At 68.5% G+C, this 14550-nt stretch carries 11 protein-coding genes and 1 pseudogene; 6 read left to right on the top strand and 6 right to left on the bottom strand.

Annotated elements, in window-relative coordinates:
• Nucleotides 1-20: 20 nt before the first annotated feature.
• Entirely contained in the window at nucleotides 21-1619 is a 1599-nt protein-coding gene (locus ABD747_RS14185; RefSeq protein WP_344805599.1) for a glycosyltransferase, read from the top strand.
• Here ABD747_RS14185 and ABD747_RS14180 read toward each other — a convergent pair.
• Nucleotides 1606-2478, bottom strand: a complete 873-nt coding sequence (locus ABD747_RS14180; RefSeq protein ID WP_344805596.1) for a sugar phosphate isomerase/epimerase family protein — start codon at nucleotides 2476-2478, stop codon at nucleotides 1606-1608. The genes ABD747_RS14185 and ABD747_RS14180 overlap by 14 nt on opposite strands.
• 63 nt (nucleotides 2479-2541) lie before the next feature.
• Here ABD747_RS14180 and ABD747_RS14175 point away from each other — a divergent pair, with 63 nt between their 5' ends.
• On the top strand, nucleotides 2542-3438 hold the full coding sequence (locus ABD747_RS14175) for a phosphotransferase family protein (protein ID WP_344805593.1): 897 nt from the start codon (nucleotides 2542-2544) through the stop codon (nucleotides 3436-3438).
• Nucleotides 3439-3645: 207 nt separating this feature from the next.
• Entirely contained in the window at nucleotides 3646-4332 is a 687-nt protein-coding gene (locus tag ABD747_RS14170; RefSeq protein WP_344805591.1) for a hypothetical protein, read from the top strand.
• A 531-nt stretch (nucleotides 4333-4863) separates the two neighbouring features.
• Here ABD747_RS14170 and ABD747_RS14165 read toward each other — a convergent pair.
• From ABD747_RS14165 to ABD747_RS14155, 4 genes and pseudogenes are all read right to left on the bottom strand, one after another.
• Nucleotides 4864-5727 (bottom strand): glycoside hydrolase family 130 protein, encoded by an 864-nt coding sequence (locus ABD747_RS14165; protein ID WP_344805909.1) that lies wholly within the window; start codon nucleotides 5725-5727, stop codon nucleotides 4864-4866.
• Between the two features lie 76 nt (nucleotides 5728-5803).
• Nucleotides 5804-6499: a glycosyltransferase gene (locus tag ABD747_RS26735; protein WP_425562537.1), complete on the bottom strand. Its 696-nt coding sequence runs from the start codon at nucleotides 6497-6499 to the stop codon at nucleotides 5804-5806.
• Nucleotides 6445-6798: pseudogene (locus ABD747_RS26730) on the bottom strand (glycosyltransferase); the annotation flags it as partial. The gene ABD747_RS26735 and the pseudogene ABD747_RS26730, both read right to left, overlap by 55 nt.
• A gap of 25 nt (nucleotides 6799-6823) precedes the next feature.
• Nucleotides 6824-9043 (bottom strand): glycosyltransferase, encoded by a 2220-nt coding sequence (locus tag ABD747_RS14155; protein WP_344805589.1) that lies wholly within the window; start codon nucleotides 9041-9043, stop codon nucleotides 6824-6826.
• 696 nt (nucleotides 9044-9739) lie between these two features.
• On the opposite strand from ABD747_RS14155, the gene ABD747_RS14150 reads away from it, so the two are divergent.
• Entirely contained in the window at nucleotides 9740-10168 is a 429-nt protein-coding gene (locus ABD747_RS14150) for a hypothetical protein (RefSeq protein WP_344805587.1), read from the top strand.
• A 687-nt stretch (nucleotides 10169-10855) separates the two neighbouring features.
• Here the strand turns inward: ABD747_RS14150 and ABD747_RS14145 are convergent.
• Nucleotides 10856-12040 carry a fatty acid desaturase family protein gene (locus ABD747_RS14145; protein WP_344805585.1) on the bottom strand — a complete coding sequence of 395 codons (1185 nt, stop codon included), beginning with the start codon at nucleotides 12038-12040 and terminating at the stop codon, nucleotides 10856-10858.
• Between the two features lie 274 nt (nucleotides 12041-12314).
• Here ABD747_RS14145 and ABD747_RS14140 point away from each other — a divergent pair, with 274 nt between their 5' ends.
• Both ABD747_RS14140 and ABD747_RS14135 read left to right on the top strand, forming a co-directional pair.
• Complete coding sequence (locus ABD747_RS14140; RefSeq protein ID WP_344805582.1) at nucleotides 12315-13067, top strand: GAF and ANTAR domain-containing protein; 753 nt, start codon at nucleotides 12315-12317, stop codon at nucleotides 13065-13067.
• Nucleotides 13068-13386: 319 nt separating this feature from the next.
• Nucleotides 13387-13902: a hypothetical protein gene (locus ABD747_RS14135; protein WP_344805580.1), complete on the top strand. Its 516-nt coding sequence runs from the start codon at nucleotides 13387-13389 to the stop codon at nucleotides 13900-13902.
• The last annotated feature ends 648 nt before the right edge of the window (nucleotides 13903-14550 follow it).

Below are 14550 nucleotides of genomic sequence, written 5' to 3'. Positions count from 1 at the left end.
CGCTCTGGAGGACCTGACGCATGGGGAAGCTGCTCACCGTCGGGATTCCCGTGTTCAACGGCAAGTCCCTGTTGCGCAACTGCCTCCAGTCGGTGGTGGACAGCAGCTTGCCGCGGGACGATTTCGAGATCCTGATCGCCGACGACGGCAGCAGCGATCCGGAGACGTTCGCCATCCTGGACGAGTTCGAGCGGAGGCTGGCAGCGTCCCCCGGCTTCTTCCGGGTGATCCTGCTGGGGGAGAACTCCGGCGGCGCCGCGCGGCCGCGCAACCGGATCATCGACGAGGCCCGGGGCGCGTACATCTTCTTCGTCGATTCCGACGACACCATCGGCGAGCTGGCGCTGGAGCGGATCGGCGATGCCGTCGCGGGCGCTCCGACGGACTGGATCGCGCTGAACGAGGTCGCCGTGAACGGCCGGGCCGGCATCTTCCGGGCCCGGCGACCGCTGGAGGAGGTTCCGCGCGCGCGGGCGCTGGCCACGCTGACCGTGCACAAGGTCTTCCGGCGGGCCGAGGTCGAGCGCCAGGGGCTCCGCTTCGACGAGGCCCTGCCGTCGGGTCAGGACGTCGCGTTCGCGTTCTCCTACATCCTGAGCGCCGACCGGTTCCTGGTGCTGGGCGGCTACGACTTCTACCGGCTGACCCAGCACGGCGAGGACCCGAACCAGCCCGTGCACCTGTCCCGCACCGCCGACCACTCCGACGCGCTGATCGAGAAGAACGAGCGGATCCTGCGCCGGATGCTGGCCGCGCTGCGCGCGTGCGAGCTGCCGGAGGGGGAACGGCACGAGATCGCGGCCCGGGTGATCCTGCCCCGGATCCTGGTGCGGGAGAAATACCTGCGGGCGATCGTGTACGCCGGACCCGACGCCGGCGGGCGGGCGCTACGCCGGCTGTCCGAGCTGCTCGCCGACCCGCTGATCACGGGGATCGATCCGGGCCGGCTCGACGGGGTCCTGCGCGAGCATCTGGCCGTGGTCGGCCGCGCGGACTGGGACGCGCTCGCCCGGCTGGTCCGACCGCACAGCCATCCGATGCTGCAGTTCCGGTCGGCCGCACGCTGGTTCGCCCGCGGGCGCCGCTTCGTCGACACCGCCGTGATCCGGGCCCGCCACCGCCGGCTCGGCAAGGAGCTGGTCCAGCTGCAGCGCTCGGTCGACGACCTGCGGAAGGCACAGCACCGGCTGGAGACCACGGTCGGGGAGGACGATCTGCGGCACCTGCTCGCCGACCCCGACGGGTTCAGCCAGGACTGGCCGCTCTCCTCGCGGGCCCTGCAGGAGAGCGTTCGCCGGGTCCTCGCGGAGCGCCCCGGGATCGTGGTCGAGGTCGGTGCCGGCGCGTCGACGCTCTGGCTCGGCCGGGCGCTGCGGATGGCCGGCGGCGGGCGGCTGATCGCCCTGGAGGGTTCGGCCGAGTGGGCCGACGTCGTCGCCGGCCTGGTGCGCCACGAGGGCCTGGACGGGGTCGAGGTCCGGCACGCGTCACCGGACGAGGCCGCGGAGGCGCTCACCGACGTCGGGCAGATCGATCTGTTGCTGGCGGGCTCCGGCTCGGCGCCGCCGGCCCTGCGCGACCGGCTGCGTCCCGGCGCGACGGTGATCAGGGCCAGCTGATCTTGTCGATCGAGGCGGCGAAGGCGTCGTGGCTGCGGCGGATGGAGTCGATCTCGGACAGCGTCGTGTGGTCCTGCTCGAGGAACAGGTAGTCCAGGTTCGGCAGTCCGGCCGCGGCGTCGACGATGTCTTGGATGGGCAGCACGCCGGTGCCGATCTCGGTGAAGCAACGCGTGTCCTTGCGCTCCTCGAAGACCGCCATGTCGATGTTCTCGGTCGCCGACACGACGCCGTCGTACAGGTTCAGCGGTTGTGGCGCGTCCGCCGGAAAGTCCTTCTGGTGGAGCAGGATGACCCGATCCGCCAGCCGCTCCATCCAGTCGATCGGGTTCTGTCCGCCGCGATACATCCAATAGGTGTCGAACTGGAAGAAGACCAGCTCGGGGTCGGTGTTGGCCACGATCAGGTCGTAGACGTACTCGTCGCCGAAGCGCTGGAACTCCTGGAAGTGGTTGTGGTAGTAGAACCGCATTCCCCGCTCGTGGGCGAGCGCGCCGACCTGGTTGAACGTCTCGCAGCGGCGGAGCACGGAGTCGCGGTCGCCGTAGGGATAGAACTCGATGTCGCAACCGATCTGGTTGTTGCCGAGCTCGGCCTGGTAGTCCAGCGCGCGGGGGAGGATGTCCAGCTCCAGCGGGTTGATGTGGCAGCCGACGATGGACAGCCCGAGCTCTCGGAGCTGGTCGCGAAGCTCGGCGGCGCCGACGCCGAAGCCGACACCCTGGTCGACCCGGGCGCTGTGGTTCGCGGCCTCGAGCCGGGTGAATCCGGCCTCGGCGATCTGGGTCAGCGTGCCCCACGGGTCCCGGGCGAGCGACTGCCGCACCGAATAGAGCTGCAATCCGATCCGTACGTCCATCGTGGTCCTTCGCGTCGGCGGTGTCGTCCCTTGGTTCTGGCGTATCACGACTAGGGTCGCGGCATGCTGCCCGACCCGGTGCGGCGCTGGGCCGAGGCGCACGCTCCTCGACCGATCGTCGACGCCACCCCGGTCCTCGGCGGGATCACCGGCACGAAGTGGATCCTGCAGCTGGGTGAGGGTGATCCGCTGGTGCTGCGGTGGGCGGACCCGGCCGAGTGGGGCGACGTCGGCCGCGAGCACGTCCGGCGCGAGGCACTCGCCGCCGGCCTGCTCACCGGCACGGGGCTGCCGGTGCCGCGGCTGATCGCGGCCGACGTGGACGGCCTGATCTCCGGAGCACCGGCGGACCTGCTGAGCTGGCGTCCGGGACAAACCCGTTACGACCCGCTCGGCCCGGCCGCGCTGACGGCCCTGGCGGACCTCGCGGTGGCGGTGCACGGGCAGCCGGTGCCGGTCGAGCGCCGACCGCCGGCATTCTCCTTCCGCGGACCGGCCGAGCCGCAGGTCCCCGACTGGGTCCGGTGGCCGGCGCTCTGGCGTCGCGCGATCGAGATCCGGCGCGTCGGCCCGACGGCCACGCCGTCGGGCCTGCTGCACCGCGACTTCCACTTCGGCAACATCTTGTGGCAGGGCGATGCGATCAGCGGGCTGATCGACTGGGCGGAGGTGTCCTGGGGACCACCCGACCTGGACGTCGCGCACGCCTGCTCCGACTTCGCCATGGTGCATTCGGCGACCGATGCCGAGACCTTCCGGGCGGAGTACGTCCGCCGCGGCGGACGGCTCGATCCCGACCCCGACGCCGCCGCCTTCTGGGTCGTCAGCGACATCCTCGGCTTCCTGCCGGATCCGGCGCACATCCTGCCCGCCGTGACCGCTGCCCGGCCGGACCTGACCGCCGACAGTATCCGGCGCGGGCTGGAGGATCTGTTGGCCCTGACCCTGCAATCCTGGTGACGCCGGCCTTCCCGATCGAGGTAGGCATCGACGAACTCAGGAATCGTCGCCTTCGGGCGCCATCGCAGCAGGTCTGGTGAGTTGATGGGTGGGTTGTCGTCGCCGACGGCCACGGCTCGTCGATCGGCGATAGTGTGCGCATGCCAGACCATGACTGGTTCAACGCCATCCTGCCGTTCTCCGTACTCACGCCCAGGAGACCTAGGTATGCCCGAGGGTCTGAATGTCGAGGTCGCTCACAAGCTCGCCGAGAAGGAGGAGGACGACGAGCGCCGTAAGCACCGCTGGGAAGAGATCGTCGAGGTGGTCGAGGTCCTCGTCCTCTCGCTGGCCGCGATAGCGACCGCCTGGAGCGGATTCCAGGCGTCGCAATGGGATGAGCGCCAGGGTCTGTCCTATGGGCAGGCGACGACGCAGCGTTTCGCGGCGAGCGCTGCATCGACCCTCGGCGGACAGCAATTGGCCGCGGACGCGGCAATGTTCAGCAGTTGGCTAGGCGCCCGCGCCGACGGGAACACCGAGCTGGAGACGATCCTGGTCCGCCGTTTCACACCGGATTATCGACAAGCATTCGACGAGTGGATCAAGACGGACCCGCTGAACAACCCGTCGGCGCCGCCCGGGCCGGGCTACATGCCCGGGTACAAGAATCCAAACCTGGAGAAGGCCGAACAACTCAACGCCGAGGCCGAGGAACTGTTCAGGGCGGGCACGGAGGCAGGTGAGAAGGCAGGGAAGTACGTCCGCATGACCGTGTTGTTCGCCCTTGTCCTGTTCCTGATCGCGGCCGGGCAGCGCTTCAAGCAGCGCCCGGTCCGCATCAGCGCGAACGTACTGGCCGTCTGCATGCTGGTCTACGCGCTGGGCTACCTGATCATCTTGCCTCGGGTGTAGGACCGGCCAAGTCTCTGGGATCAGACGAGGCCGCGCCGCGCCGACCGAGGTCGAAGCCTCGACCCTTGACCTCCGGATCGGTGGGCCGCGAGACCCGGTCATGGTGCACGTGCTGGTATCCCCAACGGGATTCGAACCCGCGCTGCCGCCTTGAAAGGGCATTCCCACGGATCTTTCATAGCCCGTCCATGCTTGTCAGCGACTGCGGAAACCTGTTTTGACTAGGAAGGACGTCCCTAACGGCACAGCGCGCTATCTCTCGTTGTCTGCCATCGGTTCTTGTCGTCCTGTGGCCCTGACGCGGCCTTGGGCGAAGATCCATACACCTGGGTGCCAAGCGTCGCGGCGGGTCTAGATTTGCACGCCGCCGACCCCTCGCTGCGGGTATGACTTGGGCAATTCCACTTCGGTCGATGAGCGAGCCAACCCACCCCGACCGCGGCCGCGACCTTTACAACGGCCAACTGAACTTGTCCACGACGCCGTACTCGTTCTACTGATTCGCGGCGGGCGACGGGCCTCGGCTGCAGACTAGGGCGGCTGGACGCCGTACTCGACCACGAATGCGAGCACGTCCGACAGGGACGCTGTGGCCATGGCGATGCAGGTGTCTGCCGCGCCGTAGTACAGCCTGAGCTCGTCGGTGTCGGGCACGTGGACCAGACCACACGGAAACACCACCCCCGGCACGTCGCCCGTTCTCTCATACGGCTCGCTGGGTCCGAGCACCCATTCCTCGCATCGGCGAATGACTCGACTCGGATCGTCGAGATCGAGCAGGGCGAGCCCAGCCCGATAGAGCGCACCGGCGACGGTCTGGCGAACGCCGTGGTAGACCAGCAGCCACCCCTCGGGCGTCTCCAACGGTGGAGCACCTATCCCGATCCGGGCCGAATCCCACCAACCACCCTCGCGGGCCGCGAACACGGGCTCGGGAGCTTGCCAACTGTGCAGATCCGCTGATCGGGACAGCCAGATATCGGCGCGCGCGTGCATTGCCGTCACCGGACGATGGAACAGAACCCAATCCCCATCCACCCTTCGTGACAGCAGCGCCCCGTTCTTGTCCTCGGGCGCCCGAACCATGCCGAGCCGCTCCGCCGTCTGGAAGTCCGTGGTGCGGGCCAACGAGAGGCTCGGTCCGCCGGGTCCGAACGATGTGTAGACGATGATCCACGCGTCCAGCTCGGCGACGTAGGTCAGCCGCGGGTCCTCCAGTCCCCACGACTCATGGAGGACACCCGGCGTCGGTGCCAGTAGGGGCGTCGACTCGACCACCCAGTTGTAGAAGCCGTCGTGCGACCGCGCCACTGTCAACTCGCTGAATCCACGCCGATCCTCCACCCGGCACAGCAGCACCGTGTCGCCGTTGACGAGGGCAGCCCCGGCGTTCATCACGGCGTTAATCGAGTACGGCCAGCGGTTCGGTGTCAGGACCGGATTGCCGGGATGACGACGAAAGAGCCGTTCGCTAATCGCGCTGGAGGACTGAGGCATAGGCTTCAAGGTAGTCGTCCACCATCCGGCGTGCGCTGTAGCGGGATTGCGCGACGCGCCGCACGGTGGCCCGGTCCAGCTCTCCGACGCGTGCCACCGCGGTGGCGGTCTCTTCGGTGCACCTGACCAGGAATCCGGTGACGCCCTCGTCGACGACCTCGGGCATGGAGCCGCGCGAGAACGCGACCACCGGCGTGCCGGTGGCCATCGCCTCGACCACCGACAAGCCGAGCGGTTCGGCAAAGGCGATCGGGTGCAGCAAGGCGTGAGCCGAACCGAGGATCTCGCCGCGTTGACCAGGTCCAACCGAGCCGAGGTAGACGACCCGGTCACCGTCGACCTGGGCTCGATCTGTTCGCCGAAGTAGGACTCGTCGGCGACGAGGCCGGCGATCAGGAGCCGCCGCCCGGAGAGAGCGGCGATCCTGATGGCATCGGCCGTTCCCTTGTCGGGATGGATTCGGCCGAGGATGACCAGATCCTCCCCGCCGGCCGCGGAGACCGGCAGCACACCGAGGTCGATGCCGTGGTAGATGGTGGCGATGTAGTCGAGCTCCGGCACCCGGTCGGCGTCGGAAATGGAGACGTACGCGGAGGAGCTGGCTCGGTAGGCCGGCAGGATGGCCGGGTCGGAGAACCCGTGGATCGTGGTGAGCAGCGGCGCCCGGCAGTGCGCGGCGAAGGCGAGTGGCAACCAGTCGAGGTGGTTGTGCACCAGATCGAACTCGCCCGACCGGCCGAGGGCGTGTGCGACATGCATCGCCTCCCAGACGCGGCCGTCGAGGCTGCGGTCCTCGGCGTACGGTCGCGGTATCACGCCGTCGAGGATCGCCGACGTACGCGAGTCGAGGGTGGCGCCCAGGGTAACGTCGTGCCCCCGAGCCACCGACCCTTCGGCGAGGAGCCCGGTGACCTGTTCCCAGGGTCCGTAGTGCCGCGGCGGTGTACGCCAGGCGATCGGCCCCAGCATGGCGATCTTCATTCGAGGGCGATCTTCACGGCAGCACGACAGTCACAGGGCTGGGCGCGGAGAACTGCAACCCGGCCCCGTTGAGCGCGAGCAGAGCCTGCAGGAACGCCAGGGTGGACTCTGCGCCCTCGTTCTCGTTCAGACCCGCGGGCCCGAGCCCGTCATGGCAGCCGCCGGAGCCGAAGTCGTACACCGCCAGCCCGAAGCGGTTGCGCCCGAGGAACCATTCGAAGGCGTGCACCGCCTGCAGCCCGTAGCGGTGATCGCCGGTGGACACCATCGCCTCAACGAGCGCCTCCACCAGCGACGCCGCCTCCAGGGGCTGCTCGTCGCCTTCATCCGTGACCGGGACGGGGTGCAGCCGGAGCCGCCACTGGTTGCCGATCAGCCGCACGCTGCTCGTCTCGATGCCGCACTGGATGGCGTACCAGTCGAGCGCCTCGATCCCGGCCCGTCGCCACTCCGGCTCGTCCAGGCGGTAGCCCGCTGCGATCAGGGCCTGCGGCAGCCGGGCGTTGTCATAGCTGAGCACTCCCTCGAACCAGCGCCATTCCTCGCTACGGCATGCCGCGTACCACGCGTAGAGGCGGCCGGCCAGCAGCCGGAGCAGATCCTCCAGCGGCTGCGACATCGACCGCGCATCGAGCCGAGCCAGTCCGATGACGGTGAACGCGGCCTGGCGCGGGCTGGTGGACGCCCCGAGCGCCGGGACCATGGCCTCGAGCATCCGCAGACTGGGTCCGGCCTCCGGTCGAGCCGGTATGGCGCCGACGACCTCACCCAGGGCCCAGGCGGTCCGCCCAAGGTGGTCACCGTGGGTGGCATCGTCCACCCAGCGCCTGTCGTAGCTCATGAAGTTGTGCATGCCCGACCGCGAGGAGTCCCAGGCGTATTGCATGAAGGCGAGCGCGGAGGACAGCATTCGCGCATATCTCGGATCGTTGAGCTGACGATCCAGGCCCAACGCCGCCACGGCCAGCCGCGCCACGTCGTCCACGCAGTAACCCGTGGACCGGTTGGGCACGATCCCGTTGGCGTGCTGGATGATGCCGACATCGTCGACCAGGCGGAGCAGGTGGTCGGGGCGGATGGCCGGGGCCCGAAGAGCCGGCAAGGCCTTCTCGAAGCCGGCCACCGGGCCGAGCTCGGCCGCCTCGGCGAGCACCTGGAGCGTCGCCGCACCGACCCGGGGCCAGGCGAGGGCCGACCCGACCCGGCGGGCCTCGATCCGGGCCTGTTCCAGCTTGTCGGGATGGTCGAGCAGATCCAACACCGCCGCAGACATGGCGGCGGAGTCGTCGAACGGCACCAACACACCGGCCCCGGAGCCAAGCAGGTCCTCCGCGTAGTAGTACGGCGTCGAGACCACGGGGCACCCGGCCGCGACGGCGAAAGTCAAGGCTCCGGAGACGATCTGCTCTCGAGAACGGTAGGGCGTCAGGTACAGGTCGGTCGACGACAGCAGCACCGCGAGCTCGGCTTCGGTGAAGAACCGGTCAAGGAAGTGCACGTGTTCGCTCAGGTCGAGCTCGCGGACCAGCCGCTCCAACCCCAGCCGGTAGCTCTCGCCCTCGACCTTGACCACTTCCGGATGCGTCTGACCTGCGATCAGGTAGAGAACTTCGGGATGGGCGGTCACCACCGCCGGGAGGGAGGAGATGGCGAGCTCGATCCCCTTGCCGGCCGAGATCAGCCCGAAGGTCGACAGCACGGTGCGGCCTTCGAGTCGTTCCAAAGCCACCCGGGAGACGCGGCTGTCGGTCGCCACGTCGGCGGTCACATCCAGCAGCACCTTCGGGGCGCCGTGCGGCAGCACACGTACCCGTTCCGGCGTCACGATGCGTGCATCGAGGATCATCCGGCGCGCCGTTTCGGTGAAGACCGTTACCAGAGTCGCCCGGTGACACAGCGCGCGCAACGCCTCGGCCTGCGGCACGGTCGGTGCCGATAGCACGGTGTGCAAGGTGACCACCAGCGGCTGCTCCAGTTCCTCGGCCAGCGACACCACATACGCTCCGGCGTCCCCGCCGAAAATGCCGAACTCGTGCTCGATCAGCACGATGTCGGTGCCCCGCGAGGTCAGTTCGGCAGCCGCAGCCGCGTAGTCGCTGCGCACGTCCTGCCGGATCGCGGCCACGACCTCCGATGCGGCGACCTGCCGCGGATCGCGCACGATCGAGACGATCTCGACCGGCGACGAAGGGTCGACCTCGCGCAGGGCGTCGCGCAGATCATGGGAAAACATCCCGATACCGCAGGGCCGGGGAGGATAAGTCGTGACAATCGCCACGCGCATCAGATCACTTCGTCTCGACCTCTAGGAGACTGCCAGTCTTCCATGCATCCGGTCGTCCGCCGAAAGAGACTGTCGGCGACTCAGTGTCCGCGCCAGTTCTCGGCTCGGCCGGCGACCAGCAGCCGCCTTGAATCCATGGCGCCAAGATCGGGGCGGCTACGACCGCGCCGCTTGGTGCAGCACCTGCGGCGTGGGCAAGGCCGCCCAGTTACCTTCCTGGTGGCTCTCCCGGGCGGGGAGCTGCGGTCACTGGACCCGGTATGACTTACTGCCCCTGTCCGTCGATTAACGGGGTCGCCGGTCTGGTGGCGTTCGCCGACCGCTGATAGGGACCTGGCCCGCGGAACTACCGGCCACGTCATCCCCAACGGACCGGCCGGCGCCCACCTGCACTACGAGATCCGGGTCGACGGCAGCCCGACCAACCCGCTGCCGATCCTGCGTCGTCACGGAGTCACCCCGTGAGCCGCCGGGCCGTCGTCGCCGCTGCCGCAGTCGGGGTCGCCCTGACCGTCCGCGTCGTCCGCGGCGTCAGCCACCACGACACCGCCGACCCTGCCGCCCCGCAGTCCGCGGCCCCAACCGTTTCTATCGCGCCCGCGACATCGGTCAGCCCAACCCGACCGGTGACCGCGTCACCGGCCGATGCGTCAACTACAACCCTGGCCGGAACCCGGATCTGAGCCGGTCGACGAGGGGGCAGGGGAGGACGCCTCGGCAACCGACGCCCGCGACACCGGCCCCACCGCCGGCGACACCGCGGAACGCAGAAGGTGGGAGCCGGTCGCCATCGGCTTCAGCCGTGCCTTCACCACCATCGGCGGCGATACGACCACAACCTGGCGGGCGCGGCTCCGTCCCTACGTGACCGACGCCGTCGACAAGCAACTCGCCACGGTCGACGTCGCCAACGTGCCCCAAGGCCACTTCGACGGGGTCGACGTCCTCGACGTCTCCGACGAACAGGTCACCGTCCAAGCCACCTACCGCCCCGGATGGGCGCTCGTGCTGTACCTCGTCTCCGACGGCCACGATCACTGGAAGGTCTACCGCTATGACCGACTCGAACAATGACCCTCAGGCCGCCCCCTCGGCCGGCCCGCCGAACCTGGTGGCCGCCGGCGAGACCAACGCCCACCAAGCGACCACCCAGGGCCGCACTGTCGAGCGCCAGACCGCCGACGGCGGCGCCGCTGACGACCCGCTCATCGCGCCGCCGGTGGCTCACCCGGTCTTCGACAACACCGAGGACGACGAGCTCGACACGGACCTCCTGCCGTCGACGCCGACCACACCACTGGGCTTTGGTCGGACTGTCCGATCTCGCGCCGCACCTGATCCTCGCCGGGTTCGACGTCGTCGCCAACCCGGACTTGAAGGTGACCGCGCAACAGATGCAGGCGGCCGTGCGGATCTGGGAGGAGGAAGCCGGCGAGGAAGGGCCGAGCGGTGGTCGAGCTGGAGGACCTGGCCGCGGCCGGCGCGGGGGAGTGGCTGGTGCTGACCGGCTGCCGCAAAGGGATCGTCCGCCGCGCGCTCACCGACCGCGGACCCGGGGCGTCTGACTCGACGGTCGGACTGCTGGTCGGTCTGTTCGGTGCCGACCGGGTGGTGCGGGTGAGCTATCGATCACCAGCTGCCGACCAGGTTTCGGTGTTCGCCGGGCTGCGGCCGCGCCGCCGCGGCGTGAACGGCGCGGCGTTGGATCGCGGCCCGCGCCAGGCATACCTCGACGGTGTCCGCGACGCCGGCCGGGGCGGCCTAGATTGCCCGGCGTTGGGCGACCAGCGGGCAGAGGAAGGGGTTCTTGCCTTGGAGTCCCACAGTGTTGAGGTAGCCGACGACGCTGCGGTAGGCCGACCAGATGCTGGTCTGGGTGTAGGGGACGCCTTCGGCGGCGCAGTAGGCGGCGACCAGGGGTTGGATCTTGCGCAGGTGTGGTCGGGCCATCGAGGGGAACAGGTGGTGTTCGATCTGGTAGTTGAGTCCGCCCATGAAGATCGACATCGGGGGTCCGCCGGTGATGTTGCGGCTCATCAGGACCTGGCGGCGCAGGAAGTCGAGCTTGAGCTTGGGCGATACCAGCGGCATCCCGATGTGGTTCGGCGCGAACGAGGAGCCCATGTACAAGCCGAAGACTGCCAACTGAACGGCGAGGACGGCTCCGGCCTTCCCCGGCGGCAGCACCCAGAGCATCAGCGTCACCAGTCCGCCGAGCCGTACGGTCAGAAAGGCGAGCTCCACCCAGCGCCGGTCGACCTTGCCGGGGGTGACGACCCGTTTGATGCCGGCGAAGTGCAGCGACAGTCCTTCGAGCAGCAGGATGGGAAAGAAGTACCAACCCTGGTGCGCCACCAGCCACCGCATCAGCCGGCTGCGGTGGCGGGTGGCACGCTCGGGCGTGAACGCGATGGCAGTGAGCGCGATGTCTGGGTCGTAGCCGTCCTTGTTGGGGTTGGCGTGGTGGCGGGTGTGTTTGCTTCGCCACCAGCCGTAGCTGATCCCGACCAGCAGGTTCGCGACGATGAGACTGATCCAGTCGTTCCAGCGGCCGGACTTGAAGATCTGTCGGTGGGCGGCGTCGTGGCCCAGGAAGGCGGTTTGGGTCATGGTCACCGCGAGCACCCCGCCGGAGGCGAGCTGCCACCAGCTGTCGCCGATCCAAACGAACCCGACCACCCAGCCGGTCAGGACCAGCACGGCGCCGATCAGCTTGGCCCAGTAGTAGCCGTAGCGGCGACGCATCAGACCCAGCTCGTGCACCTGCCGAGCCAACGCGGTGAACGAACTGCCCGATCTCGTGGTGAGACTCGGCTCAGCGACCGGCGCAAAGGTGGCCGACGCGGTGGTGGCCGACGCGGTGGTGGCCGACGCGGTGGTGGCCGACGCGGTGGTGGCCGGTTCGGCGCCGATCCCAATAGGTGCGGATGGAGTAAGAACGGACACAGGAGGAGCCGATCGAGCAGCGTTCCCGGGGCGTCTGGCGGGGGCACATTGCTCAAGGATTCGCGGTGCATTACGGCGAATCCGTCCAGCCCGACTACGAGGTAGTACCTGGAGTTTACAGCCCGGATCTGTGCAGTGGTAGTCCGGCCGGGCTGCGGTTCGGCGGCGCTACGCTGATGGTGGCTGTCGGGTCACGGTTGTAGGTGGGTGCGTGGGTATGGACGCAGATGAGGGGCACGATGCTGTCTGGTCGAGCCCGGATGACGGGGACGACTTGGTTGCTGATCGGACGTCGGCGGAGCTGGACGCGGAAGACGATGATCTTCGCGAAGGGCTGGCCGGATTGTCGCGGCTGTCTAGCAGTCTGCGGTTGGAGGACCTGCTGATCCGAGTGGCGAGGTATGCGGTGCGAGCGATTCCTGGCGCGGACGGGGCCGGCCTGACCCTGTTGGAGCAGGACCGGGCCGACACGATCGTGGCCACCGCCGACTTCGTCCGGGACATCGACGCCATCCAGTACGGGATCGGGGAAGGACCATGCATCACGGCGGCTCGCGAAGCCCAGACGGTGATGTCGGGATCGCTGGGCGCCGATCCGCGCTGGCGAAAGTTCGGCGGCGGGGTAGCTCGGCTTGGCGTACACAGCGCCTTGTCGTTGCCGTTGGTGACCCCCGACGGGGTAGTCGGCGCGATGAACGTGTACGCCCACGCAAAGAACGTCTTCGATGATCGGGCCGCCGAACTCGGGGAAATCTTCGCAACTCCGGCCGCCGTGTCGGTGCAGAATGCGCAGGTGCTGGCGCAGGCCCGTCGACTGGCGGCCCGGTTGCAGACGGCCCTGGAGTCCCGGGTCGTCGTCGACCGGGCGATCGGCATCATGATGAGCCGCAGTGGTGGCACGGCCGAGGAGGCGTTGGGCCGGCTGCGGGCGCTCAGTCAGAACGAGCACCACAAGTTGGTCACGGTCGCGAGCCAGATCGTCGGGGAGGCCGTCAACCGGGCCCGGGCTCGCCACAACCCCAGCTAGCCCGGCAGCCAGCTCCCTCTTCGCCTGAGACCAGTTCATGCTGGCGGGAGTACAGTGGCTCTACGGCGCGGTCGCACACCACCTCGGTCCGTATCCGGACCGCGTTCATCGGGCGCAGCGACCTGCAACCCCGACCAGGTGGGACACCCATCAGCGGACGGATCCGCTTCCTCGGAGCACTCTGGTGGACCTTCCTACGGCACTGCTCCGCGATCTGCTGCAATTCAACGCCGGTGCAGCGCTCGGCGACGAAGACCTCGACGGTGCGCTGGCCGATCTGGTGACGGCGATCCGGTCCGCTGTGCCGTCCTACCGGGGGATGATCATCACGATCTTCGACGGCGACCAGCCAATCACCCTGGCCAGGTTGCCCGACGAGGACGATCTGATCGTCACGTCGCTCCGGCTACCGTTCGCCAGCCTCGACGCCGGCAACCGTACCGCTGGACGGATCGTGTTCTGGGCGGCACGACCGGGGGCTTTCGTCGACCTGGCCGCCGACCTCGGCCACGCCCTGAACGCGCCGACCCTCATCGGCCGGCTGGAGCCAACGAGCCGGAAAGGCCGCGATGGAAACGACCGGAGTGAAGATGACCACGTCGGCGCGGATCATCGCGGCGGACACGCCTCGATCGTGTTGGACGCTGATTTTCCTCCGCACACGCCGCCGCCCGGCCTCAGCGGACTCGATCAGCTGTCGACCATCAATCGGGCGATCGGCATCCTCATCGACCAGGGACATAACCCTGACGAAGCCCTGCGGGCACTCCAACGTCATGCCGCCGCGGCGGATGTCGAACCGTACGTCTACGCCGCACAACTACTGAAACGCTGAAACACAAGACCTCCTCAGGCCGGATGGGTTGTAAGCTGGGAGTGCTGCTAATGTCGCAGCCGGCCTGGGCCGCTGGCGCCGTCGATCAACCGCGCCCTCGGTGAGATATCACTCCCGCCAGGAATCACCGGCGTACCGTTCGATTGGCCACCATGATCCCCGCAACCCGCGCCAGCCCTGTCTCGCCGAACTCTTACGATCGGCCCGGCGGCAGGTTTTTGAACCGCCGGACCTGGCGCCGAGCCCGTGTCGACCCCGACTTAGCACCTATCTGCACAGATGCCCAGACCCGACCGACTCGAAACTCCCCGGCATCAAACTCTTCCAATCCAAGATTCCGGGTGCCGCGCCGGCAGGGGGCTGCCAGGCGCTTACTCGGAGGATCATGATGACTGGTCCGCCGCAACTAGCGCCGGCCACCGACAGCACCCGTTGGGCCGACCGCAGGCGTGGGACTCGGCGCACGGCACGCGCCGCGTGAGGTCTTGGCGATCGGGTATGTCGTTAATGTATTCGTCCCTCTTCGCCGGGGAGCCGTCGGCGGCGGTCCTGCCGTCAGTGGCTAGCGGTCGAGGCTCCTTCACTATGGATCGTCGGGCACGTACCTGCCCGTGGAAAGGAAGTGTGGCGTGGCCACAGTCAGTTTCA

The organism is Microlunatus ginsengisoli, assembly GCF_039537205.1.
Taxonomy (GTDB): domain Bacteria; phylum Actinomycetota; class Actinomycetes; order Propionibacteriales; family Propionibacteriaceae; genus Microlunatus; species Microlunatus ginsengisoli.
Note: the sequence above shows the minus strand (reverse complement) of the source record. Positions and strands in the feature narration are given on the sequence as shown.

Excerpts from the sequence above, each read along its gene's own strand:
- ABD747_RS14180 (WP_344805596.1), bottom strand. The coding sequence starts at position 2,478 with ATGGACGTACGGATCGGATTGCAGCTCTATTCGGTGCGGCAGTCGCTC.
- ABD747_RS14150 (WP_344805587.1), top strand. The coding sequence starts at position 9,740 with ATGCGTCAACTACAACCCTGGCCGGAACCCGGATCTGAGCCGGTCGAC.
- ABD747_RS14155 (WP_344805589.1), bottom strand. The coding sequence starts at position 9,043 with ATGTTTTCCCATGATCTGCGCGACGCCCTGCGCGAGGTCGACCCTTCG.
- ABD747_RS14185 (WP_344805599.1), top strand. The coding sequence starts at position 21 with ATGGGGAAGCTGCTCACCGTCGGGATTCCCGTGTTCAACGGCAAGTCC.
- ABD747_RS14175 (WP_344805593.1), top strand. The coding sequence starts at position 2,542 with ATGCTGCCCGACCCGGTGCGGCGCTGGGCCGAGGCGCACGCTCCTCGA.
- ABD747_RS14170 (WP_344805591.1), top strand. The coding sequence starts at position 3,646 with ATGCCCGAGGGTCTGAATGTCGAGGTCGCTCACAAGCTCGCCGAGAAG.
- ABD747_RS14135 (WP_344805580.1), top strand. The coding sequence starts at position 13,387 with ATGATCATCACGATCTTCGACGGCGACCAGCCAATCACCCTGGCCAGG.
- ABD747_RS14165 (WP_344805909.1), bottom strand. The coding sequence starts at position 5,727 with ATGAACGCCGGGGCTGCCCTCGTCAACGGCGACACGGTGCTGCTGTGC.